Source organism: Mesorhizobium sp. M7D.F.Ca.US.004.01.2.1, from assembly GCF_003997785.1.
Lineage (GTDB): Bacteria > Pseudomonadota > Alphaproteobacteria > Rhizobiales > Rhizobiaceae > Mesorhizobium > Mesorhizobium loti.
Genome location: NZ_RZRQ01000055.1, coordinates 1 through 24210 on the forward strand (window position 1 = coordinate 1; position 24210 = coordinate 24210).

General features: G+C 63.4%; 26 protein-coding genes. 8 read left to right on the forward strand and 18 right to left on the reverse strand.

Features of this window, described 5'->3' with window-relative positions:
* Positions 1 to 56 precede the first annotated feature (56 nt).
* Both EN993_RS11010 and EN993_RS11015 read left to right on the forward strand, forming a co-directional pair.
* A complete protein-coding gene (locus EN993_RS11010; protein WP_109661113.1) occupies positions 57 to 1244 on the forward strand; it encodes a Gfo/Idh/MocA family oxidoreductase in 1188 nt (395 codons plus the stop codon).
* Between the two features lie 175 nt (positions 1245 to 1419).
* The gene (locus tag EN993_RS11015) at positions 1420 to 2271 is read left to right on the forward strand and encodes a sugar phosphate isomerase/epimerase (protein WP_127263203.1); all 852 of its coding nucleotides are present in this window, start codon (positions 1420 to 1422) and stop codon (positions 2269 to 2271) included.
* 93 nt (positions 2272 to 2364) lie between these two features.
* On the opposite strand, the gene phnE (EN993_RS11020) is transcribed toward EN993_RS11015, so the two are convergent.
* The 12 genes from phnE (EN993_RS11020) to phnG all read right to left on the reverse strand — a co-directional run bounded on the left by phnE (EN993_RS11020) (position 2365) and on the right by phnG (position 12728).
* Positions 2365 to 3732 (reverse strand): phosphonate ABC transporter, permease protein PhnE, encoded by a 1368-nt coding sequence (gene phnE, locus EN993_RS11020; protein WP_127263204.1) that lies wholly within the window; start codon positions 3730 to 3732, stop codon positions 2365 to 2367.
* A gap of 2 nt (positions 3733 to 3734) precedes the next feature.
* A complete protein-coding gene (gene phnE / locus EN993_RS11025) occupies positions 3735 to 4691 on the reverse strand; it encodes a phosphonate ABC transporter, permease protein PhnE (RefSeq protein ID WP_127263205.1) in 957 nt (318 codons plus the stop codon).
* Between the two features lie 55 nt (positions 4692 to 4746).
* Positions 4747 to 5655: a phosphonate ABC transporter substrate-binding protein gene (phnD, locus tag EN993_RS11030; protein ID WP_126070584.1), complete on the reverse strand. Its 909-nt coding sequence runs from the start codon at positions 5653 to 5655 to the stop codon at positions 4747 to 4749.
* A 92-nt stretch (positions 5656 to 5747) separates the two neighbouring features.
* Positions 5748 to 6605, reverse strand: coding sequence for a phosphonate ABC transporter ATP-binding protein (phnC, locus tag EN993_RS11035; RefSeq protein ID WP_109658688.1), 858 nt, complete (start codon positions 6603 to 6605; stop codon positions 5748 to 5750).
* Positions 6606 to 6695: 90 nt separating this feature from the next.
* A complete protein-coding gene (locus tag EN993_RS11040; protein ID WP_127263206.1) occupies positions 6696 to 7433 on the reverse strand; it encodes a DUF1868 domain-containing protein in 738 nt (245 codons plus the stop codon).
* Between the two features lie 103 nt (positions 7434 to 7536).
* Positions 7537 to 8154: a DapH/DapD/GlmU-related protein gene (locus EN993_RS11045; protein WP_127263207.1), complete on the reverse strand. Its 618-nt coding sequence runs from the start codon at positions 8152 to 8154 to the stop codon at positions 7537 to 7539.
* Positions 8151 to 8858 (reverse strand): phosphonate C-P lyase system protein PhnL, encoded by a 708-nt coding sequence (gene phnL / locus EN993_RS11050; protein WP_126070581.1) that lies wholly within the window; start codon positions 8856 to 8858, stop codon positions 8151 to 8153. Before phnL ends, EN993_RS11045 begins: the two co-directional genes overlap by 4 nt.
* Before the next feature lie 2 nt (positions 8859 to 8860).
* Positions 8861 to 9637, reverse strand: a complete 777-nt coding sequence (gene phnK / locus EN993_RS11055; RefSeq protein WP_023760811.1) for a phosphonate C-P lyase system protein PhnK — start codon at positions 9635 to 9637, stop codon at positions 8861 to 8863.
* Positions 9634 to 10545: an alpha-D-ribose 1-methylphosphonate 5-phosphate C-P-lyase PhnJ gene (locus EN993_RS11060; protein ID WP_127263208.1), complete on the reverse strand. Its 912-nt coding sequence runs from the start codon at positions 10543 to 10545 to the stop codon at positions 9634 to 9636. The genes phnK and EN993_RS11060 overlap by 4 nt, the downstream gene beginning before the upstream one ends.
* Positions 10542 to 11654 (reverse strand): carbon-phosphorus lyase complex subunit PhnI, encoded by a 1113-nt coding sequence (locus EN993_RS11065; RefSeq protein ID WP_127263209.1) that lies wholly within the window; start codon positions 11652 to 11654, stop codon positions 10542 to 10544. The genes EN993_RS11060 and EN993_RS11065 overlap by 4 nt, the downstream gene beginning before the upstream one ends.
* A 1-nt stretch (position 11655) precedes the next feature.
* Positions 11656 to 12267: a phosphonate C-P lyase system protein PhnH gene (gene phnH / locus EN993_RS11070; RefSeq protein ID WP_127263210.1), complete on the reverse strand. Its 612-nt coding sequence runs from the start codon at positions 12265 to 12267 to the stop codon at positions 11656 to 11658.
* Positions 12267 to 12728 carry a phosphonate C-P lyase system protein PhnG gene (phnG, locus tag EN993_RS11075; RefSeq protein WP_127263220.1) on the reverse strand — a complete coding sequence of 154 codons (462 nt, stop codon included), beginning with the start codon at positions 12726 to 12728 and terminating at the stop codon, positions 12267 to 12269. The genes phnH and phnG overlap by 1 nt, the downstream gene beginning before the upstream one ends.
* 120 nt (positions 12729 to 12848) lie before the next feature.
* Here phnG and phnF point away from each other — a divergent pair, with 120 nt between their 5' ends.
* Complete coding sequence (gene phnF, locus EN993_RS11080; RefSeq protein ID WP_127263221.1) at positions 12849 to 13598, forward strand: phosphonate metabolism transcriptional regulator PhnF; 750 nt, start codon at positions 12849 to 12851, stop codon at positions 13596 to 13598.
* 15 nt (positions 13599 to 13613) lie between these two features.
* Here the strand turns inward: phnF and EN993_RS11085 are convergent, their stop codons facing one another.
* The 6 genes from EN993_RS11085 to EN993_RS11110 form a co-directional block, all read right to left on the reverse strand.
* The gene (locus EN993_RS11085) at positions 13614 to 14630 is read right to left on the reverse strand and encodes a zinc-binding alcohol dehydrogenase family protein (RefSeq protein ID WP_127263211.1); all 1017 of its coding nucleotides are present in this window, start codon (positions 14628 to 14630) and stop codon (positions 13614 to 13616) included.
* Positions 14631 to 14702: 72 nt separating this feature from the next.
* Positions 14703 to 15668 carry an ABC transporter permease gene (locus tag EN993_RS11090; RefSeq protein WP_109658697.1) on the reverse strand — a complete coding sequence of 322 codons (966 nt, stop codon included), beginning with the start codon at positions 15666 to 15668 and terminating at the stop codon, positions 14703 to 14705.
* Positions 15665 to 17218, reverse strand: a complete 1554-nt coding sequence (locus EN993_RS11095) for a sugar ABC transporter ATP-binding protein (protein WP_127263212.1) — start codon at positions 17216 to 17218, stop codon at positions 15665 to 15667. The genes EN993_RS11090 and EN993_RS11095 overlap by 4 nt, the downstream gene beginning before the upstream one ends.
* A gap of 156 nt (positions 17219 to 17374) precedes the next feature.
* The gene (locus EN993_RS11100; RefSeq protein WP_109658699.1) at positions 17375 to 18370 is read right to left on the reverse strand and encodes an ABC transporter substrate-binding protein; all 996 of its coding nucleotides are present in this window, start codon (positions 18368 to 18370) and stop codon (positions 17375 to 17377) included.
* 335 nt (positions 18371 to 18705) lie between these two features.
* A complete protein-coding gene (locus tag EN993_RS11105; protein WP_127263213.1) occupies positions 18706 to 19704 on the reverse strand; it encodes an aldo/keto reductase in 999 nt (332 codons plus the stop codon).
* A gap of 66 nt (positions 19705 to 19770) precedes the next feature.
* Complete coding sequence (locus tag EN993_RS11110; protein WP_127263214.1) at positions 19771 to 21276, reverse strand: altronate dehydratase family protein; 1506 nt, start codon at positions 21274 to 21276, stop codon at positions 19771 to 19773.
* Between EN993_RS11110 and EN993_RS11115 the strand changes: the two genes are divergently transcribed.
* The 5 genes from EN993_RS11115 (at position 21257) to EN993_RS11135 (ending at position 24157) form a co-directional block, all read left to right on the forward strand.
* Complete coding sequence (locus tag EN993_RS11115) at positions 21257 to 21502, forward strand: hypothetical protein (protein WP_127263215.1); 246 nt, start codon at positions 21257 to 21259, stop codon at positions 21500 to 21502. The genes EN993_RS11110 and EN993_RS11115 overlap by 20 nt on opposite strands.
* Before the next feature lie 2 nt (positions 21503 to 21504).
* A complete protein-coding gene (locus tag EN993_RS11120; protein WP_127263216.1) occupies positions 21505 to 22407 on the forward strand; it encodes a GntR family transcriptional regulator in 903 nt (300 codons plus the stop codon).
* 195 nt (positions 22408 to 22602) lie between these two features.
* Positions 22603 to 22959, forward strand: coding sequence for a DUF2946 family protein (locus tag EN993_RS11125; RefSeq protein ID WP_127263217.1), 357 nt, complete (start codon positions 22603 to 22605; stop codon positions 22957 to 22959).
* A 98-nt stretch (positions 22960 to 23057) separates the two neighbouring features.
* Positions 23058 to 23597 (forward strand): copper chaperone PCu(A)C, encoded by a 540-nt coding sequence (locus tag EN993_RS11130; protein ID WP_127263218.1) that lies wholly within the window; start codon positions 23058 to 23060, stop codon positions 23595 to 23597.
* 41 nt (positions 23598 to 23638) lie between these two features.
* Positions 23639 to 24157 (forward strand): YcnI family protein, encoded by a 519-nt coding sequence (locus tag EN993_RS11135; RefSeq protein WP_127263219.1) that lies wholly within the window; start codon positions 23639 to 23641, stop codon positions 24155 to 24157.
* Positions 24158 to 24210 lie beyond the last annotated feature (53 nt).

Below are 24210 nucleotides of genomic sequence, written 5' to 3' on the forward strand. Positions count from 1 at the left end.
GCCCTTCGGGCCACCCTCCCCTCAAGGGGGAGGTGAGCAACAGCAAGGAGAAAAACATGGTCGGCGCATCGAAGTCGGAAGCGGGAGGCGGCCCGATCCGCTATGGTATGGTCGGCGGCGGGCAAGGCGCCTTCATCGGCGCAGTGCACCGGATCGCGGCGCGCCTGGACAATGACTTCGTGCTGGTTGCTGGTGCTTTGTCATCCGACCCAGCTCGCGCAAAGGCCTCGGCCGCCGAGCTCGGGCTCGACCCCGATCGCAGCTATGCGTCCTATGCCGAGATGGCCAAGGCCGAGGCCAAGCGGCCCGACGGCATCGAGGCGGTAGCTATCGTCACGCCCAACAATGTCCATGTACCGGCGGCAAAGGCTTTCCTGGAAGCTGGCATCCACGTCATCTGCGACAAGCCGCTGGCGACGACGCTCGCCGAAGCAAAAAAGCTGGCGGCCGTGGTCGAGAAGACCGGTAAGGTGTTCGTGCTGACGCACAACTACACCGCCTATCCGATGGTGCGGCAGGCGCGCGAGATGGTCGCCAAGGGCGTGCTCGGCGACATCCGCATCGTGCAGTCCGAATATCCGCAGGACTGGCTGACCGAGGACTTGGCCGCCACCGGCCAGAAACAGGCGGCGTGGCGCGGCGATCCGAAACAGGCAGGCGCCGGCGGCGCGCTGGGCGATATCGGTACGCATGCCTATAATCTCGCCCGCTTCGTCTCCGGGCTGGAGCTGGATTCCCTGTCGGCCGATCTCGACGCCTTCGTGCCGGGACGGCTCCTCGATGACAATGTCAACGTCATGCTGCGCTTCAAGTCTGCGGGCAAGACGCATCCGGCAAAAGGCATGATCTGGGCAAGCCAGGTGGCGCCGGGCCACGAGAACGGGCTGAAGCTGCGCATCTATGGCTCGAAGGGTGGGCTGGAATGGGTGCAGGCCGACCCGAACTATCTCTGGTACACGCCGTTCGGCCAGCCCAAGCAATTGATCACCCGCAACGGCGCCGGCGCGCTGCCGGTGGCAGGGCGTGTCAGCCGCGTGCCGTCGGGCCATCCCGAGGGCTATCTCGAAGGCTTCGCCAACATCTACCAGGAGGCCGCGAGGGCCATCCGCGCGGCGCGTCGCAAGGGCGGCAAGCCGGCAAAGGATGTCGTCTTTCCGACCATTCACGACGGCGTCGAAGGCATGGCCTTCATCGAGGCCTGCGTGAAGTCGTCGAAGAAGAATGGGGCCTGGACGAAGCTCTGACCAAGGGTGCAGATATTCAGGTGATGCCGGCCTGCAAATGGCAGCTTCCTGCGCTTCCGGTGCTCACGTACCAAAAGTACGCTCCGCTCCGGTTCTCGGAACCAGCCATTTTCGACTCGGCCTGACCTGAATCTCAACACCTTGGGGCATCAACAGGGAACTGGGAGGGGCGTCGATGAAAATCGGCATGTGCATGTTCTTGTGGACGACGGCCGTGTCGAAGAAACACGAGAAGCTGCTTCGCGATATCAAGGCGACCGGCTTCGATGGCATCGAGATACCAATCTTCGCCGGCACGCCGGACGACTATAGAAAGCTCGGCGAGCTGCTCGACCGCATCGGGCTGGAGCGGACCGCGGTTTCAGCCATGGGCGATCCGGCGATGAATTTGATCTCGGCCGATGCGGCAACGCGCAAAGCCGGTGTCGACTACATGAAATGGGCGATCGACTGCGCCAATGCGCTTGGCGCCAGCACGCTGAGCGGCCCGCTGCATTCGACGCTCGGCGCCTTTTCCGGCGCTGGGCCGACGGCGGCCGAGAAAAAGCGCTCGGTCGCCTCGCAGCGCGCCATCGGCGACCATGCCGGTAAGAGGAACGTCACCATCGGGCTCGAGGCGCTCAACCGCTTCGAATGCTATCTCCTCAACACGATGGCGGATCTGTCGGAGCATATCGACGCCATCGACCGGCCGCACATCAAGGCGATGTACGACACCTTCCATGCCAATATCGAGGAGGCCGACCCGATCGGCGCCTACACAAAACACCGCCGGAATGTCGTGCATATCCACATCTCCGAGAATGATCGCGGCGTGCCCGGGCGCGGCAACATTCCATGGAAGGAGACATTCTCGGCCATCCGCAAGAGCGGCTATGACGACTGGCTGACGATCGAGGCGTTTGGGCGTTCGCTCAAGGATCTAGCGGCGGCGACCAAGGTGTGGCGCGATTTTTCGGAGAGCCCGGAAGCGGTTTATCGCGAGGGGTATGAGCATATCAGGAACGGGTGGAAACGAGCGGCTTAAGCGCTCACTTCGTCATCACGGGCGAAGCGGACGCGGAGACCCGTGGATGACGAAGTGAGCGGTGGGCTGCCGGCAATCATGGCGCCGAGGCGCCTACCCCTGCTCGGCCTGGATCCTGTTGTAGTCGTGGATCGTCCGGCTCAGCCGGCGGCGCAGGAAATTGGAAATGTTGTCGAAAATGAAGACGACGAGCAGGATCAGCAGCACCATGTAGAAGACGTTGGCCCAGTTGGAATTGGTGCGCATCGCCTCCCATAACTTGAGGCCGATGCCGCCAGCGCCGACGGCGCCGATGATGGTGGCGCCGCGGGTGTTGGATTCCCACTGGTAGAGCGTCTGGCTGATGAATATGGGGATGACTTCCGGCATCACGCCATAGCGCTGCACCAGCAAGCCATTGGCACCGGTCGACTTGATGCCCTCGCGTGGCTTGTCGTCGATGTTTTCGAGGCCTTCCGAATAGACTTTGCCGAGCGTGCCGATCTCGGTGAAGAAGATGGCTGCACTGCCCGCGAGCGGGCCGGGCCCGAAGGCGCGGGTGAAGAATAGCGCCCAGATCAGCATGTCGATGGAACGCATGAAGTCGAAGAAGCGCTTGAGCGCTTGGTTGACCAGCCGGCTGGGCGTGATGTTGCGGGCGGCGAAGAAGGCGAGCGGGAAGGCGACGATGCCGCCCAGCATGGTACCGAGAAAGGCCATGACGATGGTCTGCAGGAGTTTCGTCCAGACATCGCCGTGCTGCCACTGGGCATTGTTCCAGATGTTGTCGCCGGCCAGCGCCAGATTGGACGTGCCCGGTTTCAGTTCGGGTCCGGAGACGATCAGCGAGGCCACTTCGCTTGCCGATTTGCCGAAGAAAGGCGAGCGCGTGTCGAAGACGAAGTTTGCCCAGCCGAGAAAACGCTTGCGGATCCTGACGCGGTCAACGGCGACGCGGGCCTCGCCGGCAAAGCCCATGTCGGCGACGACCTCGTCCTCATGCGCGGTGATCCAGCCGGGAACCGGTCCGGAGATCAGCGGTTTGCCTGTGCCAAGTGCGACCGCAACGGTCTCACCATTGGCAATGATCGTCGCTTGCGTCTTGGTGAAGGTGATCGACTTGGCGGTGCCGTCGATCAGGATCGTCACCGAACCGTCGGCATTGGTCTTGACCCAGTCCGGATTTGGGTTCGGGCCGAGCACCGAGAAGCGCGGGTACTTGGCGGTGATCTGCGGCTCGTCGAGGCGGAAGATCGGCTGCACATCGTAGCTGATCCACTGGGTCAGAAACAGCGGCAGGCGCTCCCAGTGCGATTCCCGCATGACCTGCGGCAGGTTGAAGAACCACAGCGCGTAGAGCAGGTAGAGAAAGATGCCGCCAATCAGCAGCAGCGGTCCGAAGCGCTTGTGGAGCGGCCGCCTGAACACCTGCGGGAAGCGCTCTTCGATCGACTGGATTTGATCGGCCGTCATGGCAGCCATGGTCATGCTCCCATCACGAAGGCCTGCTCGCCGACCAGCTTGCGGCGCAGCCAGGCGGAGAACTGGTCGACGATGAAGATCGTCGTGAACAGGAGCAGCACGAGAGCTATCGTTTTGGCGCCGAAGCCGCGCGAGATGGACAGCTTCAGCTCCTCGCCGATGCCGCCGCCGCCGACCGCGCCCATGATGGTGGAGATGCGCACGTTGATCTCGATCCGCAGCAGTGTGTAGGACATGAAGTTGGGCAGCACCTGCGGCAGACCGGCAAAGCGCACCCGCTCGAACCAGTTGGCGCCGACCGCCCTCAGGCCTTCCTCGGCGCGCATGTCGATGTTTTCGTTGATCTCGTAGAACAGCTTGCCCAGCGCGCCGATCGAATGCAGGCCGATGGCGATGATGGCGGCAATCGGACCGATCGAGACGATGGCCGCGAACAGGCCGGCGATGACGATCTCGGGAAAGGCGCGCAGCAGTTCCATGAAGCGCTTGACGATCAGCCGCAGCACCGGATGCGGCGTCAGGTTGCGCGCCGCGATGAAGGAGAACGGCACGGCAAAGACGAAGCCGATGAAGGTCGAGACCAGCGCCACGTTGAGCGTGGTCAGCATCAGCTCGAAATATTCAGGGATATAGAAGCTGCCCCAGACATAGGCGCGGCCAAGCGGAAAGTTGAATTCCTGGGTACCGGTGTCATGCGGGGAGGCGACGTCGAACATCGCTCGCCAGACATCGTTCCAGTCCTTGGGGACGAGCCAACTCAGGAAATCCAGCAAATGCGGCAGCCGGTCGAAGAAATGCCCGGCATTGGCCTCGTCGGCGAACCACATGGTGCTGCCGAGCGCGACAATGAGCAGGCCGACACCGATGGCGGTGTAGAGCCGGCGCAAGGACGTCTGGCGACGCCAGGCGTCGGCCATCTGGTGAGTGGCGCCGGAAGGGGCTGTCACGGAAAGGGTCATGATCGGAGATGCAAAAAGGGCGGTGCATTGAACACCGCCCTTCCTGATTTCGCCGTTAGCCGCCGATGGCTGCCTTACGGGCTTCGACGATGACGTTGTAGAAGTCCGGCTTCACCGGAACGTAGCCGGTAAAATCGCCGCCTTCGACGCCTTCGAAGCAGGCCTTGTCCTTCTTCGGCAGCTGCGTGAAGAAGTTGGCGAGCTTGGCGGTCATGTCGTCGCCGAGCGCGGTGCGCACGACCAGCGGGCCGTTCGGGATCAGGCCCGAGCGCCAGACTTCGACGAAGTCGTTGGGGTCGACGGCGCCCTTGGCGACTTCCTTGTGGAAAGTGCCGGAGGAGTAGCCGTCCTTGAAGTCGCCGATGCCGGAGGAATCGTCCACCGCCACGTCGACCTTGCCGTCACGCACGGCCAGGACGTTGTTCTCGTGGCCGCCGTTGAACTGGGTCGAGGCGAAGAACTTTTCGTTCGAAGCGCCGGTGTCCTTCGGGATCTGGGTCAGCGGGATCAGGTAGCCGGAGGTCGAATCCGGATCGGCGTAGCCGAGCTTCTTGCCCTTGGCCGACTTGATGTCGGTGATGCCGGAGGATTTTAGCGCCAGGCCGATCGAATAGTAGCCGGTGGCGCCGTCGGTCTGCTGGGTGGTGAGGATCGGGGTGACTGCCTTCGGGTCCTTGAGAACGACGCTGGCGTAGCCGGAAGCGCCGAGTTCGGCGAAGTCGAGCGTGCCGCCCAGCAGGCCCTGGATGACGCCGTCATAGTCGGCGGCGGGGAACAGCGAGACCTTTTCGAAGCCGAATTCGGTCTTCAAGTGGTCGGCGAGGCACTGGTAGTTGCGCAGCCGGTCGGTTTCGTTTTCGCCGCCGAGAATGCCGACGCGAAATTCCTTCATGTCGGCCGCGTGGGCCATGCTGGTCGCCATGGCGAGCACCGAAACGGCGCTGAAAACCATCTTCCTGAACATCTGTTATCTCTCCTGTAGGTTCCGGCCCCGCGCCGGCAGCGTTGTCGATTTTGACAGGTGCCCTTGACGTGGGCTGGCGATCCCAACCGCTCTCAATATCCCGGGAATGCGGGCTCGAGCGGTCCGGCGGATGCGGCAATCTTTCGGCTGAAGGCAACGCTGGTCGAGGTGATGGCCTCGGAGATTTCCTGGCCATTGCTGTCGGCGCCATAGACGAGACGCACGGCTTCGCGGTTGAGTTCTTCCGGCGGGCCGTCGAAGACGACCTTGCCGGCGGCCATGCCGATGATGCGGTTGCAATAGGTGCGGGCGGTGTCCAGCGTGTGCAGATTGGTGACGACGGTGATGCCTTCGCGCAAATTGATGTCCTGCAGCGAATCCATCACCACCTTGGCGTTGAGCGGGTCGAGCGATGCGATTGGCTCGTCGGCGAGGATCACTCTGGGCTGCTGCATCATGGCGCGGGCAATGGCGACGCGCTGCTGCTGGCCGCCAGACAAGGTGCCTGCGGGCTGCAGTGCGGTGCGGGCGATGTCGAGCCGCTCGAGTGCCGCGACCGCTTCGGCGCATTCGGCGCGAGAGAACATGCCGAACAGGTTGGTGATGGTCGAACGGTGGTTCAGCTTGCCGAGCAGCACATTGGTCAGCACGTCGAGGCGCGGCACCAGGTTGAACTGCTGGAAGATCATGGCGCAGTCACGCTGCCAGCGCCGCAGCGGCGAGCCGCGCAACTGGGAGACCTCGGCGCCGTCAAAAAAAATCGACCCCTGGCTGGGATCGATGAGACGGTTGATCATGCGAAGAAGGGTTGATTTGCCGGCGCCGGAACGGCCGATAATGCCGACCATCTGACCCTGCGGGATCGCGATGTTGATGTCGTTGACGGCAGTGTTCTTGCCAAATCGTCGGGTGACACCGCGAATTTCGAGCGTGGCAGAGGTTGCTGGCATGGGGGCAGGTTCCAGTCCGGACCATTGATCGTCAGGCTCTCGCCTAACGCAGCCACATGAACCTGCCGTGTCGCGATGATGTCAGTTTTGTTACGGTCCACAGGTGTGGAGTTTCGGCCGGCCCAGGACCAGCAGTTCCTCGAAGTGCTCCATGTCCCTGAAGCTGCAGAAGGCGGGGGCCTTGATTTCGACTACGGGAGCCTGCTGCTCGAAAAGTACCAGGCAATCGTCGAACAGGTCCTGCCATGCGGCGGCCCGATCATCCGCAAGACGCTGGATCTGATAGGCGAAGGTGATGTGGAAGACGTAAGCGTTGTGATCGGGATGCCGGTAACCGAACGGCACGGCCAGTGCGTCGCGCCATTGACGCATGATGCGCAAATCGTCGTCCGTCGCGCCGGCAACGGTGAGGCCGGTCGGCAGAACTTCGACCACCTTGATGTTGAATGGGCCGAAGCCCTCGAAGCCCCTCAGCCGCTCCAGATAGAGGCGGGTCATGGCGTCGATGCTGGTGTCGAGCGGCACGTCCTGCGGCCAGTAGGGCAGTCGCCGGCGATATTCGATGATGCCCTGGAACAGCGTCATGTGCAGGCTGGAGACGGGCGTGAAGGCGAGCCGGTCGGCGTCTTGCATTGCCAGCATGCGGTCGCGCACCGCAAGTACCACAGCCTCTGACGGTGAACCGGTGACGAGATGACTGACGACCGTGTTGCCGGGCTCGATCAGGAAATTGCCTGACGTGTCGTAGCGCGTGCCGAGATGAACCGGCGGCTTCGGATTTGAGCCGGCAAAGAATGCGGCGAGCGAGGGTTTGATGGAAACGGACATTGCGATCTCCAGCGAAAGGCCGCGTCCTGCCCGGGCGATGTGTCAGGGATATGAAACAGGCTCGCTCATGACGATGATGTGATCGCCTTTTCCTGGCATTGCTCTATCCGCCGTATTTCTCCAGGAAAGCCTCGGCCGACAGTTCTCGGAAATCATCGAGCGAGGCGCGCAGCCTTGCATGGTCCCAGTCCCACCAGGCGAGCGCCTGATAGCGTTCGGCCGTGCGGCGATCGAAGCGCTCTCGGATCGGTTTTGCTGGCACGCCGGCGACGATGGTGTAGGGGGCGACGTCCTTGGAGACAACCGCACCGGCGCCGACCGCGGCGCCATCGCCGACAGTGACGCCGGGCAGGATGGTCGAGCCGTGACCGAGCCAGGTGTCATGGCCGATGGTGACCCGCCTGGCGCGGCGCTGGGCGAAGAACTCGCTCTCGTGCTCTGCGTCGTCCCAATAATCCGAGGCGCGATAGGTGAAATGGTGCAGCGTCGGCCGCCAGGTCGGATGATTGGTGGCGTTGATGCGTACGCTTGCTGCAATGTTGGAAAACTTGCCGATCGTGGCGCACCAGACGGCGCAATCCTGCATCATGTAGGAATAGTCGCCGAGCTCGCTTTCCGACACCCGGCTGCGGTCGGCGATCTCGGTCCAGCGGCCGAGCGTCGAGTTCTGCACCTCCGCCGTCGGATGGACCAGCGGCGTCTCTGAAAGCTTCCTGGTCATGCGGCGATTTTTCCGGGAGCGAAAGCGGTGACGTCGATGATGCGGTCGGCAACCGCCTCGCGCACGTCGTGGTCATGGAAGATGCCGAGCAGGGCGACATCAGCCGCCTTCTTGGCGGCGATGAGTTCGATCACGACATCGCGGTTCCTGGCATCGAGCGAAGCGGTCGGCTCGTCGAGCAGCAGGATCGGATGCTCGGTGATGAAGCCGCGTGCGATGTTGACGCGCTGCTGCTCGCCGCCGGAGAAGGTCGCAGGCGGCAATGCCCAGAGTTTCTCCGGCAGGTTGAGCTGCGCCAGCAAGGCGCGTGCCTTGCCGCGGGCAATCTCGCGATCCTCGCCGCGCTCGACCAGGGGTTCGGCAACGACATCGAGCGCCGAAACGCGCGGAACGGTGCGCAGGAACTGGCTGACGTAGCCGATCGTTTGCCGGCGTATGGCCAGCACGGTGCGCGGGCTGGCCGTGGCGAGGTCGATCAGCCCGTCATCGTGCGTGACGATGATCTGGCCTTCGTCGACGGCGTAGTTGCCGTAGAGCATCTTCAAGATCGAGCTCTTGCCGGCACCGGAGGGGCCGCCAAGCACGGTGCATTCGCCAGCCCTGATCGAGAACGAGACACCGGCGACAACAGGCAATTTGATGCCGTCGCGCAGATGCATGGTGAAGCTCTTGGCGACGTCGGAGACAACGAGCGGCGTCGGCATGGTTACACCTGCAAAATGGAGGAGACGAGGAGCTGGGTGTAAGGCGCGCGCGGGTCGTCGAGTACGCGGTCGGTGAGGCCGCTTTCAACGACGCGGCCGTCCTTCATCACCATCATGCGTTGCGACAGAAGTCGCGCCACGGCAAGGTCGTGGGTGACGACGATCGCCGCGAGACCAAGATCGGTGACCAGGCCGCGTAGCAGGTCGAGTAGTCGCGCCTGTACCGAGACGTCGAGGCCGCCGGTCGGTTCGTCCATGAACACCAGGCGCGGGCCGGTGACGAGGTTGCGGGCGATCTGCAGGCGCTGACGCATGCCGCCGGAAAAGGCGCGCGGCTCGTCGTCGATGCGGTCCTCGTCGATCTCGACGCGCGACAGCCAGTCGACGGCGGTGGCGCGGATCTTGCCGTAGTGGCGATCGCCGACCGCCATCAGCCGCTCGCCGACATTGGCGCCAGCCGACACCGTCATGCGCAGGCCGTCGGCAGGGTTCTGATGAACAAAACCCCAGTCGGTGCGCATCAGGAAGCGGCGCTCTGCCTCGCTCATGCGGTAGAGCTCGCGGAACTGGCCGTCGCGCATGCGGTAGCTGGCGGTGCCGGAGCTCGGCAGCAGCCGCGTCGACAGGCAGTTGAGCAACGTCGTCTTGCCGGAGCCGGACTCGCCGACGACTGCCAGGACTTCGCCCGGCCACAGGTCGAAGGAGACGTTGTCGCAGCCAACGCGCGAGCCATAGAATTTGGAGAGCGCCGAGACGCGCAGTAGCGGTTCGTCGGTCATTGCGTCGGCTCCATGTTTCCTGGGGCGAGATGGGTTTCGGGGGCAAGGTGGCCGCGATGGCCGTCCGCCCGTCGCTTTTCGCAATGGTCGGTGTCGGAGCAGACGAACATGTGGCCGCCATGGTCGTCGAGGATGACCTCGTCGAGATAAACGTTCTCGGTCGCGCACAGCGCGCAGGGCTGGTCGAAGGTCTGCACTTCGAACGGATGGTCCTCGAAGTCGAGGCTGACTACTTCGGTGAAGGGCGGCACCGCGTAGATGCGCTTTTCACGCCCGGCGCCGAACAGCTGCAGCGCCGGTGAGCGGTGCATTTTTGGATTGTCGAATTTCGGCGTCGGCGACGGGTCCATCACATAGCGGCCCTCGACCTTGACCGGATAGGCATAGGTGGTGGCGATGCGGCCGTGCTTGGCGATGTCCTCGTAGAGTTTGACATGCATGAGGCCGTATTCTTCCAGCGCATGCATCTTGCGCGTCTCGGTCTCGCGCGGTTCGAGGAAGCGCAAGGGTTCGGGGATCGGCACCTGGTAGACAAGCACCTGGCCCGCTGTCAGCGGATGCTCGGGGATGCGGTGGCGCGTTTGGATGATGGTGGCGCTGGCAGTGTCGGTCGTCACCGCGACATTGGCGACCTTCTTGAAGAAGGCGCGGATCGAGACCGCATTGGTGGTGTCGTCGGCGCCCTGGTCGATGACCTTCAGCACATCGTCGGGGCCGATGATCGAGGCGGTGACCTGGACGCCGCCGGTGCCCCAGCCATAGGGCATCGGCATTTCGCGCGAGGCGAACGGCACCTGATAGCCGGGGATCGCGATGCCCTTAAGGATCGCCCGGCGGATCATCCGCTTGGTCTGCTCGTCGAGATAGGCGAAGTTGTAGGTGGCGATGTCTGTCGGTTGAGCGGTCATTCCGCGGCCTCTCTTTTCTCTTCTACCTTCGCCGGGTTTTCGCGTGCCTCATATTCGGCGCGCATGCGGCGCACGAGGTCGAGCTCGGCCTGGAAGTCGACATAGTGCGGCAGCTTCAGATGCTCGACGAAGCCGGTCGCCTGGACATTGTCGGAATGCGAGATGACGAACTCCTCGTCCTGGGCAGCCGCGACGACATCTTCGCCGAGTTCCGAGGCGCGCAACGCGCGGTCGCAGAGCGCCATGGCCATCGCCTTGCGCTCGCTCTGGCCGAAGACCAGGCCGTAGCCGCGGGTGAATTGCGGCGGCGCCTTGGCCGACCCTTTGAACTGGTTGACCATCTGGCACTCGGTGACCCGCACAGTGCCGAGCGGCACCGCGAAGGGCAGTTCCGGCACGTCGAGCTCCAGCTCGACCTCGCCGATGCGGATCTCGCCGACGAAGGGATGGTTGCGGGCATAGCCACGCTGCGTGGAATAGCCGAGCGCCAGCAGGAACCCTTCATCGCCGCGCGACAGTGCCTGCAGGCGGATGTCGCGTGCCATCGGGAATTCCAGCGGCTCGCGGGTGATGTCGCCGGGGACATGGTCTTGCGGCATGTCGCCATCCGGCTCGATCAGGCCTTCGCGGGCAAGGATCGCCGAGACGCGAGGCATGGCTTGCGCCTCGGTTTCACGCCGCAGCGGTTCGGCAACGTCAGCGCCGGCGGCAAGCTCGGGATCGAGCAGCCTGTGCGTGTAGTCGAAAGTGGGCCCGAGCAACTGGCCGCCGGGCAGGTCCTTGTAGGTCGCCGACACGCGCCGCTCGACCAGCATGTTGGCGGTGTCGATGGGCTTGGAGTAGCCGAAGCGCGGCAGCGTTGTGCGGTAGGCGCGGACCAGGAAGATCGCTTCGATCATGTCGCCGCGTGCCTGGACGATTGCCAATGCGGCCAGTTCACGATCGTAGAGCGAGCCCTCGCTCATCACCCGGTCGACGCCGAGCGCCAGTTGCTCGACGATCTGGTCGAGACGAAGGGCCGGCACCGAACGGTCGCCGCGCCGGCGATCGGCCAGCAGGCTGTGGGCATTGGCAATGGCCGCTTCGCCACCTTTTACCGCAACATACATCTTACACCTCCATCGTCTTGATGCGCGTCGTGCGCGGCAAGCAAGCAATGCCATCAGCGGTGGCGAGGATGATGTCGACGCCGCGCGGAAAACGCTTGATATTCTGCTTCCACTGCTCGACGAAATGGCGTGGCATCTGCGCCGGCGCGATCGTGGCGCTGGTTTCGATGCCGGGACCTTCGAGCAACAGCGGCGTGCCGGAGACGAGATCGCTGACGTGCAGGATCAGCGTGGTCGAACGGTCGGGATAGTCCTGCGTGCCCTGCGAAAAGCCGTCCAGCGACATCATCTCGGCTGGCGTGGCGATCAACGCGAAATGCGCATCGGCCGGCGTGTTGGCCAATGGCGCGCCGGTGTGGAAACCAAGCCAGGATTTGATGGCGGCGGAGGCCTGCAAAGTCGGGTCGAGCCACAGCGGCGTGTCGTTGTCGCAAAGCGCCAGCGCTATGGCGCCGGCGCTTGCCGAGAGTGGCGCCGGCGGGCGAGCGAAGGCCGGCAGCGGCTGTACACTGCCCGGCCGTGCCATCGCGTCCATGACCGCTCGGAACACGGTCTGGGCATTGAAGACCGGATCGGCGAAACCGCCTTCGATCGATTGCGCTGCAATGTCCATCAGTCTTCTCCGCGAACCATGGTGAAGAAATCCACCTTCGTTGCCGCCGTCTCGGCGCGGCGGCGTTCATGCGCCGTGGTCAGAGCCGACCGCAGAGGCGCTATCAGATTGGTCTCGATCTCATTGCGGCGGGCAGGGTCCTGCCACAGCGCGTCGGCGATGGCCGCCAGCCTTGCCTTTTGCTTGTCGCGGCCAAGCGCATAGCAATGGCCGACCTGTCCGGACGGCAGCCGGACCGTGGCGCGGGTGACGGTCGCCTCACCGACATTGAAGGGCGCGCCGCCGCCGCCGATGCGGCCGCGCAGGGTGACCAGGCCGGTCTCGGGGCCGCGCAGCAGTTCAGCGTCCGAAGGCAGTCCGGCCTCGTTCCAGAGCCGCACGATGTCATCGCCGCTGGATTGCGCCAGCGTTGCCATGGCGGCCTTGCGCTCGGCCTGGTCGCGGGCTTCCTGTCCTCGCATCAGCAACATTCCTCTTTCCTAAATTTGTCTATTGATATAGACAACTATACAAATTATACCTATTATCTAGCGCGAGTCCATGACGGGTGGATGACAGGGCTAAAAGGCTGGGGGCAATCAATGGTCGGGCGGCTGGCAGCGGACAGTATCGAGCGGCGCAGCGGCGTTTCGCTTTGGCGGCAGATCGCCGACAAGATCCTGCAGGCGATCGCCATCGGCGATTTCACGGAAAATGCCGCGCTGCCGCCGGAGGTGGCACTGGCCGAGCGCTATGGCGTCAACCGCCACACGGTGCGCAGCGCCATAGCAGCACTTGTGCAGGAAGGCGTGCTGCGGGCCGAGCAGGGACGCGGCACCTTTGTGCTGTCGCGCAAGCGGCTGTCCTATCCGATCGGCGCGCGCACGCGTTTTTCGACGGGCTTGCAGGGGCAAACGTCGGAACGGCATATCGTCCTGCTCGCCTCGTCGGTCGAGCCGGCCAGCCAGCGCGTCGCCGAGGGCCTTGGCCTTGCCAGGGGAGCTGAGGTGATCCGTCTGGAAACGCGCGGCGAAGCCGATGGACGGCCGGTGTCGCGCGCCGCCGGCTGGTTCGATGCCAGTCGCTTTGCCGGAATCGATGCCGCGATGGCTGAGACCGGCTCGATCACCGCGTCGCTGGCGCGTTTCGGCATCGACGATTATCTCAGGCAATCGACCGTGCTGTCGGCGCGCCATGCCGATGCGGCGGACCTTGCCGATCTCGACCTGCAGCCGGGCGCCATCGTGCTGGTCACGGTCGCCGTCAACGTCACGCCGGACGGCCAGCCGATCCAGTTTTCCGAGTCGCGCTTCCCGGCCGAGCGGGTCGAGCTCAAGCTGTCTGCGCTCTGAGCCGCCGCCGGTAGCCTATCCGACCTCGATCACAGCCTTGATCAGGCCGGATTTTTCGTGTGCCCAGCGAGCGAGATCGGACGGCGTTTCGGCAAGCGATGTTCGGTGGGTGACGAGCTTGGCCAGCGGCACGGCGCCGTTGCGGATCGAGGCGGCGACGTGGTCGAAGTCGGCGCGCAAGGCGTTGCGGCTGCCGATCAGCGTCATCTCGCGTTTGTGGAATTCCGGATCGGAAAAGCTGATGTCGTCCTTGACTACGGAGACCAGCACCAGCGTTCCGCCATGCGCGACATGGGCGAAGGCCGACTGCACCGACTGGGTGTTGCCGGTGGCGTCGAAGACCACATCGAAGCCTTCGCCTGATGTCGCCTCCCTGACCAGATCGGGCGCCGCGCCGCGCGAGCCGTCGAGGGTCTGGAAACCAAGCTCATTCGCGGCGAAGGCGAGCCTTTCACTGCTCATGTCGAGCAGCGTCACGTCGAGCTCGGCGATGCGGGCGAAGATGGCGGTGCCGAGTCCGATCGGGCCGGCGCCGATGACCAGCGTGCGGGCGCCGGGTTCGGCACATGAGCGCCGCACGGCATGCGCACCAATCGCCAGGAACTCGACGGCGGCGGCGTCGGCCAGAGACAGGCCGTTTGCCGGATAGAGATTTTGCGCCGGCACCAGGATGCGTTCGCACATGGCGCCGTCGCGATGCACGCCGAGCACCTCGATCCTGACGCAGCAATTCGGCTTGCCGTGCCGGCAGGCGATGCATTTTCCGCAGGAAAGATAGGGGTTGATGACGACCGGCTCGCCAACGGCCAGTTCGACGCCTTCGCCGGTCTCCACCACGGTACCCGATACTTCATGGCCCATGATGCGGGGATAGGCGAGGAACGGGTGCTTGCCTTCGAAGATGTGGTAGTCGGTGCCGCAGATCCCGACATGGCTGACCGCCACCAGTGCCCAGCCGGCAGGCGGTGCAGCGGGCGCGGGGTGGTCTTCCAGGACAAGGTCGCCGGGCGAGCGGCAGACGACGGCTTTCATGCGCAATTCCAGTGTTCAAAAAGGGCGCCGGCCTGTTGTTTGAGCGGACCGGCGCATCGGTTCAGGGACGATTCACTTGCCGCGGCGGCGCAGCCCGTCGAAGTAGACGATGATGATGATCAGCGCGCCGGTGATGATACGCTGCCAGAACGAGTTGACGTTGAGCAGGTTGGCGCCGTTGTTGATGGTGGCCAGGATGAAGGCGCCAAGCAACGGTCCGTGCACCGAGCCGACGGCGCCGAACAGCGAGGTGCCGCCGATGACCGACGAGGCGATCGCCTGCAACTCCCAGCCCTCGGCCTGGGTCGGATTGCCGATGCCGATGCGGGCGGCCAGCAACACGCCGACGAAGGCCGCGCACAGGCCCGACAGCGTGTAGGCCATGTAGATGGTGCGCTGGACGTTGACGCCGGACAGGCGCGACGCCTCGGCGTTGGAGCCGACCGAAAACAGATACCGGCCCCAGCGGCTGTGATGCAGGAAGACATAGGCCGGAATGCCGACCAGGATCACCATCCAGAACAAATTGGGGATGCCGATAAAGGAATTGCGCGAGAACGCGGTGAAGGTGTCGCTGTTGATGTTGATCGAATTGCCGTTGGTCATCAAAAGGCCGATACCGCGCAGCGAGGTCAGCGTCGCCAGCGTGATGATGAAGGGCGGCAGGCCCATCTTGACGATGCCGAAGCCGTGGAACATGCCGATGGCAACACCGACCAGCAGCGTCACCAGAATGGCAAGCCAGATGGGGAAACCGGCATTGATCATCATGGCGACAACGACGGTGGCGAAGCCGACCACGGCGCCGACCGAGAGGTCGATGCCGCCAGTGATGATGACGAAGGTCTGGCCGACCGCCATGATGGCGATCATGGAGCCCTGGCGCAAAAGATTGGCTATGTTGTTGGCCGAGGCGAAGCTTGTTGTCGCCACGGAGAGGAGGATCCAGAGCAGAACCAGCAGCGCCAAAAGCGTCAGCCCAAACAGGACGTTGTAGTTGCGCTTCGGTTTTTCGACAGCAATCGCCTCGGTGCTCATATCTGTCCTCCCAGCTTTTCTTGTTTCTCGGCGAGCGCCTGCGTGAGAATGTCCTCGTGGCTGGCGGCGCGAAAGCCATGGCTGGCCACCAGTTTGCCGCGCCGGAACACATGCAGCGTGTCGGCGAGTTCATAGACTTCCGGCAGATAGGACGAGATCAGGATGATGCCGGCGCCCTTCGACAGCAGCGCACCGAACAGACGATAGATCTCGGCCTTGGTGCCGACATCGACGCCGACCGTCGGCTCGTCGAAGATGAACAGCTTGGCGCCGTGCGCCAGCCATTTGCCGATGACGATCTTCTGCTGGTTGCCGCCCGACAGGCTGGACGCCAGCGCGCCGCGCGTCGGCGTCTTGATCCGCAGATCGGCGATCTGGCGATCGGCCTGCGTTTTCTCCTGCGCGCTCGAAATCAGCAAATTGTTCGAAATGCGCTTGTAGATCGGCAGGTTGAGGTTGAGGCCGACCGGCAGGTTGAGGCAAAGCCCCTGGTCGCGGCGGCTTTCCGGCGCCAGCGCCATGCCGAGCTTGATCGCGTCATGCTCGGAATTGACCTGGACATCCTTGCCTTCCCAGAGGATCTGGCCTGCCGACTTGCGATGGCGGCCGTAAAGCGTGGTGACGAACTCACTGCGCCCGGCGCCGATCAGGCCATAGAGGCCGACGATCTCGCCGGCGCGAACCGTCATCGAGACATTTTCGAAGCCCTTGCCGGACAGGTTTCTTGCCTCGATGATCGCGGCACCCGGCGTGAAATGCTCCTTGTGGTAGACCTGCTCGATCGAGCGGTTGATCATCATCTTGACCAGTTCGGCATCGTTGGTCTCGGCGATGTTGCGGGTGCCGACCAGCGTGCCGTCGCGCAGCACGGAAACTCGGTCGGCGAGTTCGAACACCTCTTCCATGCGGTGGCTGATGTAGATGATCGTCACGCCTTCGCCCTTCAGCCGGCGGATCAGGGTGAAAAGCTGGTCGGCCTCCTTGCGGGTGAGGTAGGCGGTCGGCTCGTCGAAGATCAGGAACTTGGTGCCGCGCACGGTGGCGCGGGCCGCTGCAATCAACTGCTGCTGGCCGATGGTGAGGTCGCCCAGCGTGACATGCGCCGGCAGGTCGAAGCCGAGATCGTCGATGATCTTCTGGGCTTCCTTGACCATGGCGCGCTGTTGCAGGATGCCGAAGCGCGAATTCTCCTCGCCGAGGAACATGTTGGCGGCGACCGTCAGGTGACGGCACAGCACGACCTCCTGGTGCACGGCATTGATGCCGAGCGCCATCGCCTCATGCGGCGTCGCGAGCGCTACCGGCTGGCCTTCCCAGATGACCTCTCCGGAGGTGCGCGGCATGACGCCGGTCAAAAGCTTGATGAGCGTGGATTTGCCGGCGCCGTTCTCGCCGACGATGGCGTGGATTTCGCCGGATTTGAAAGCAAGATTGACCGGCTTCAGCGCGTGGGTGCCGGGATAGCGCTTCTCCAGCCCGCGCAATTCGAGGATGGTCCGCCCCGGTTCCAGCACGGGTGCCGGATGCAGGTCCTGCGCTGTCGACGTCATGACAATCCTCCCAGATTGGTCTCACGGTTGGCAGGCGGCGAGGCTGTGACACACCTCATTTGCAGCCTAGCCCAAGGCAGCGGATTGCCAAGCCGTTTGTGCCGAAGCTGATGTTTCCGGGGCGCGAGGCCCCGGAAACAGTTTTCGTGCCGATGCTTACTTGAGCTTCGGGTTGAGCAGCGCGTCGATCTTGGGGTCTTTCATGTTGGCCTTGGTCACCAGATTGGCGCCGGTGTCGACATTGGCCTCGACCTTCTCGCCCTTCGAGGCGGCGAGCGCCGTCTTGATGCCGTCATAGCCCATCCGGTACGGATCCTGGACAACGAGGGCGGAAATGACGCCGTCATTGAGGAACTTGATCAGCTTCTCGTCGCTGTCGAAACCGACCAGCGCCAGCTTGCCGCCAAGGTTGTTTTCGGCGACAGCCTGACCGACGCCCTGCGCCATGATCAGGTTGGAGGCGAAGATGCCCTTGAGGTTCGGGTTGGCGGTGATCAGGTCGGTGGCGATGTTGAGGCCGGTGGTGGCCTGGCCGTCGGCATATTTGTCGGCGACCAGCTTGAGGCCCGGATATTTGGCCTTGAGCTGTTCGGTGAAGCCCTGCTTGCGCTGTTCGAGCGAGCCGGCGCCCGGTGCGTTGGTGATCAGGGCGACGTCGCCCTCGATCTTGCCGCCGTTGGCGGCGCCGATGGCGGCTGCGAGGCCGTCGGCGGCGACGCGGCCGCCCTGCACATTGTCGGTGGTCAGGAACGAGGTGAAGGCCTTGGAGTCGGCGCCGGAGTCGATGCCGATAACCTTGACCTTGGCAGCGGCTTCATCGATCGGCTTGCCAAGCGCCTTGAACTCGGTGGGCGCAATGACGATCGCCGCCGGGTTGCTGGCAACGGCGTTCTCGAGGATCGAGACCTGGCCGTTGACGTCGGTCTCGGCCTGGGCGCCGAGTTCCGGCACGTTGACGCCGAGATCCTTGCCGGCCTTGCGGGCGCCGGCCAGAACGATCTGCCAGTAGAAGGACGTGGTGTCCTTGACGATGATCGGGATGGTCACATCCGCCGCCGAAACCGGCGCCGAATGCATAACGCCGGCGAGCATCGAAGCTGCTGCCAACGCCATAACGGCGCGGCGGTTGAGAATGCTGGTCACGAATTTCATGAGGTTCCTCCCTAAGTCGCCCGGTGAACGTTACGGAAGCTCCGTCCGGATAGGCGTGGCCCAAACAGAACTTTATCAATAAAAAACAGTTGCCATGTTTTGATAGTGCATCAATCCAGCCGATGCAAGCGATGTTTGACCAGTCCTCGCGAGGCCTGGCAGAGGCAGATCCACCGCGCTGCTCCTCCCTTGCCGCTGTCAAACACTCCCGTTTCCGTTTCGCGAATATATGGAATATTAATTCCACATATTCGTCAATATGGAATGTTCATTCTTTCATGGGATCGCAAGAATGTGAAGCCCGGGTCACCGTTCACTGCGGGTGGATACGCGTTTCACGCCAGCTCCTGCACCAGCGTATAGGGGCGATATTTGGCGTATTCCGTCTCCGGCACGTCGATGTCGAGCAGTTCGAGGTTGCGCGTCAGGTTTGCCAGCTTGGCGGTGCCGGTCAGCACGGTGGCGACCGCGGGTTCATGCAAGGGGAACTGGAACGCAGCCGCGGCCAGCGGATAGCCGCCCTCGGCGGCGATCCGTTCCATCGCACCGACGCGGTCGAGCACGTCATGGCTGGCAGGGCGGTAATCGAAATGCGCGCCTTGCACGGGCCCGGTCGCCAGGATGCCGGAGTTGAAGACGCCGCCGATGACCAAGGACGTCTGTTGCGCCCGGCAGAGCGGCAGCAACTCCGCTTCGGCGCTGCGGTCGAGCAGGGAATAGCGGCTGGCGAGCAGAATGCAGTCGAGTGGCGCCTCGCGCATCACGTCGAGACAGATCTGCACCTCGTTGACGCCGAGCCCATAAGCGGAAATGACGCCGGACCGTTTCAACTCTTCGAGCGCCTTGAGGCCGCCATCCATCAGCTCGCGAAAGTGCAGCTTGGTCTTCTCGACACCATGTGTGTAGACGCCAATGTCGTGGACAAACAGGATGTCGATCTTGTTTAGACCAAGCCGCGCATAGCTGAACTCGACCGATCGCATGATGCCGTCATAGGAGTAGTCGTAGTCGAGCGCGAAGGGCAGCGGATCGACATAGGAGTGATCGGGAACCTGATCTTCCGGCACCGGGCGGAACAGGCGGCCGACCTTGGTGGACAGCACGTAGGAATCGCGCGGTTTGTAGCGCAGGAAGTCGCCGAAGCGGCGCTCCGACAGACCGAAACCGTAGAAGGGTGCGGTGTCGAAATAGCGCAGGCCGGCTTCCCAGGCGCCCTGCAGCGTCTCCATCGCCGCTTCACGCGAACAAGCGCGGTAGAGACCGCCGATCGCAGCACCGCCGAAACTGACCTCGGTGACCTCCAGCGCTGTCTGGCCGATGCGGCGTCTTTCCATGCACAACCTCCCCGTTGCCGGCCGTTGCTCGGCTCGGCAGTCTACTCGATATCAGTACAATCTAATCTAGAGCGTTGCGCCAAGATGCCAGGGCACGAACTCGTTGTCGCCGTAGCCGAAATCCTCGCTCTTGGTCTTGCGGCCGGAAGCCGTCTCGACGATCAGTTCGAAGATCTCGCGGCCCATGCCGGCGATGGTTTTTTCACCGGAGGCGATGACGCCGCAGTTGACGTCCATGTCCTCTTCCATCTGGTGATACATGGTCGAATTGGTGGCGACCTTGATCGACGGCGTCGGACGGCAGCCGAAGCAGGAGCCGCGGCCGGTGGTGAAGACGATGACGTTGGCGCCGCCCGCCACCTGGCCGGTGGCCGAGACCGGGTCGTAGCCGGGTGTGTCCATGAACACCAGGCCGCTGCCGGTGACTTTTTCGGCGTAGCCGAAGACACCGTTGAGCGGCGTCTGCCCGCCCTTGGCGACCGCGCCGAGCGACTTCTCCAGGATGGTGGTGAGGCCGCCGCGCTTGTTACCGGGCGAGGGGTTGTTGTCGATCGAAGCGCCATGCTTGGCGACGTGATCCTCCCACCACTTCACGAAGCCGTCGAGCTTCTGTGCGATCTCCGGCGTTGCCGCGCGGTAGGCAAGCAGATGTTCGGCACCATAGATTTCCGTCGTCTCGGAGAGGATGCCGATGCCGCCGACACCGGCCAGGATATCGACGGCCGCGCCCAGCGCCGGATTGGCCGTAATGCCCGACATGCCGTCGGAGCCGCCGCATTGCAGGCCGACGACAATCTCGCTGACCGGGATCGGCTCACGCTTCAGCTGACCGACTTCCTCGGCAATCTCGGCCAGCACGCCCATTGCCTTTTCCACCGATTTGCGCGAACCGCCGGCGTCCTGGATGTTGAAATGACGTTTGCCGGCAGCGACGCCCTTCTGGCCGTAGAGGGTGAGCTGGTTGACCTCGCAACCGAGGCCGACCATCAGCACGCCGCCGAAATTCGGGTGGCGGGCGTAGCCGGCAAGCGTGCGGTGCAGCACCATCATGCCGTCGCCGGTGCCGCTCATGCCGCAGCCCTGGCCGTGGACGATCGGCACGAAGCCGTCGATGCCGGGATATTTCGGCAGCAGCGTCCGGTTGGCGGTGTCGGCGATGGAATGGCAGACGGTGGCCGAGCAATTGACGCTGGCGACGATGCCGATGAAATTACGCGTGCCGGCGCGGCCGTCGGCGCGGCGATAGCCCATGAAGGTGCGGGCGCGGTCGGCCTCCGTCGCGTGCTCGGCCTCGCTCGGCGGCACGACCGGCAAGCGGCCGGATTCGAAAACCAGATTGTGCGAATGAACGTGCTCGCCCGCTGCAATATCCTGTGTGGCGCGACCGATCGCCTGGGCGTATTTCACCACGGCCTCGCCGGCGGCGATCGGCTTGATCGCCACCTTGTGACCGGGCTCGATCAACACACTGGCGACGGCACCGTTTGGCAACGCGGTGCCGATCTCGATGCGGCCGTTGGCGACTGCCACATTGTCGGCGGGGGACAGAAGAATGCAGTTGGAGGCGTTCACGGGCGGTTTCCTGGGTGATCCTGGGATGCGCGGGCGGATTGACACGCGCCTGTTTAAAGATAATGTCTTTTATCGTGAAAAAACAGTTTTGCGTCAATTGTTTTTTCGCTGGGGAGTTCCGCATGTCCTTGGGTGTTCCGGAAAGCGATTTCGCTTTTCAGGGTCATGGGAACGTCATATTGCGCTTCAAACCGGCCGCCGCAAGCGACGGCGTGCAACGGGTTAGGAATGTCGAAGAGCAACAACGTCTACAAGGATGCCTATAACCGCTGCCTGCGGCTGCTCGACGAAACGCGCAGCCTGCCTTCGGAGCCGGAACTGGGCACCTTGCTTGGCGTCAGCCGTACCACCGTCCGCACCATTCTTGCGCGCATGGAAGAGACCGGACTAATCGCCTGGAACAAGCGCGCCAAGACGGTGCTGCGCGAACCGCGTCCGGATGATTTCTTCCCCGAGGAAGAAACAGACACGCTGGCCGAAATCATCGAGCGGTCGTTTATGCGCAGGCTGCTTGCCGGCGGCGCCGAAGCCGGCATGCAGATCAACGAACTCGAACTGGCGCGAGAGATCGGCGTCGGCACCACCAGCGTGCGCGAGTTCCTGATCCGCTTCTCCCGCTTCGGCCTGATCGAGAAGCGCCGCAACAGCCATTGGGTGCTGAAGGGCTTTACGCGCGCCTTCGCGCTGGAGCTGACCGAAATCCGCGAAATGTTCGAACTGCGCTCGGCAGCCGCCTTCGCTGCTCTGCCGCAGGACAGCGCGGTCTGGGCCGATCTCGACCGTCTGGAAGACGAGCATCGCCAACTGGCAAGCGAGATCGCCTCTCGCTTCAACGAATTCTCCGAGCTGGACGAGCGCTTCCACCGGCTCATCCACCGGGCATCGCACAACCGCTTCATCGTCGATTTCTACGACGTCATCGCCATGATCTTCCACTACCACTACCAGTGGAACAAGGCGCAGGAACGTGAGCGTAACGAAGTCGCGATAGGTGAGCATCTGGTCTATATCGAGGCGCTGAAATCGCGTGACCTCGGCAAGGTCGACGCTGCCTGCCGCAAGCACCTGAAGTCGGCGCGCCAGACCTTGCTGACCTCGATCCCGGAGAGCCGGTCGCCACAAAAATCCTGAGCCGCGTCGCGGCTCAGAGTCTGTTTCATGCATGTCGTTGTCCCAAAACCGCAGCACACTTTTGAGCGACATGCATTGATATGCCGCGTTGCCGCAGCATCGAATTGGCGATTTTCCAGCTGCTGGCCGCGTGCTAGGTATGCTGGGTTGCTGCGAAGAGGCAGGGCTTTGACCATACCGAGGAGACGATGGAGCATGCCGGTCGCGCTGGTCGCGGCCTATCTGCTGCTGCTTCAGTCGACGCTTGGTGCCTTCGCCTTCGGCACCGGGCCAAATGCGTCGCAACTGGATGCCTTCGGCAACGTCATCTGTACCCATGAGGGCGCAACCCAGCTTCCCGGCGGCAACCAGCCGCCATCCCATCTGCCCGTATGCTGCGTGCTCGGCTGCAGCATGTTTTCGCCGGCCTTTGCGCCGCCGCCCGATGCCGGCCTGGCGCTGGCCAGTCTTTCCTTTGAAGCGGTCGCCTTTGTCTTCCCTGCGGCCGTCCATCTCGACTTTGCACGTGAGCGCTCGCCGTCGAACCCGCGCGCGCCGCCGCTGACGGCTTGAGCCTGTTTGCCCGGCGGAACCTTTCGTGGGCGTACCCATCCAAAGATCAAAACTGCTCGCGACCGGCAACGGCGCGACCATCACTTCATGGAGCAACCATGTCCTATTTTTTCCCTGACGCCGCGCGTCCTATGCTCGGCAGCATTCTGCGCAGCATCGAAGAGCGTGTCGGCATTGCCGTGCTGGCTCTTGCGCTGCTGTTCGTCGGCGCACCGACTGTCTCTGCGCATGAATTCAAGGTTGGCGATCTCGAGATCGGCCATCCCTGGTCGCGTGCCACGCCGGCCGGTGCCAAGGTGGCCGGCGGCTATTTCACCATCACCAATAACGGCAGTGCGCCGGACCGGCTGGTGTCGATTTCCTCCGATGTTTCTGAAAAGGCCGAGCTGCATGAGATGGGCGTCAAGGACGGCGTCATGACCATGCGGCCGGTTACCGGCGGCTTGGAGATTCCGGCCGGCGGCAAGGTCGCGCTTGCACCCGGCGGCTATCATCTGATGTTCATCGGTCTGAAGCGCCAACCCAAGCAGGGCGAGAAGTTTTCCGCCACGCTGACCTTCGAAAAGGCCGGCGCCGTCAGCGTCGATTTTGCCGTCGAAGGCATGGGTGGTGGTGCCATGGACGACCACGCCAATTGATCGCGCCAGTTAGACAAATTTTGAAGATCTGAGGGACCATCATGAACAAGTATTTTCTGGCGGCCGCAGCACTTTTCGTGCTCGGGACGAGTGCCGCCTTCGCGCATATCACGCTCGAAACCCAGGAAGCGGCCGTCGGCTCGACCTACAAGGCGGTCCTGCGCGTGCCGCATGGTTGCGACGGCAAGGCGACGACCGCCGTGCGTGTGCAGATCCCGGAAGGCGTGATCGCGGTGAAGCCGATGCCGAAGCCGGGTTGGACGCTGCAGACCAAGAAGGGCAAGTACGACAAATCCTACCAGCTCTACGGTCAGGCGGTGGCCGATGGAGTCAAGGAGGTCGATTGGAGCGGCGGCAGCCTGCCGGATGAATTCTACGACGAGTTCGTTTTCCGCGCGACACTGGCGGCGGATCTCCCGGTGGGCCAAAAACTTTACTTCCCGGTGGTGCAGGAATGCGATGGCGCTGCCGATCGCTGGATCGAGATCCCGGCAGCCGGCCAGGATGAAGACGCGCTGGAAAACCCGGCGCCCGGCATCAAGCTGTTGCCGAAGAAATGATCGTTCGGGCGGCGCGCTCGCAAAAGCGCGCCGCTATTCTCCGTGGCGGTGAC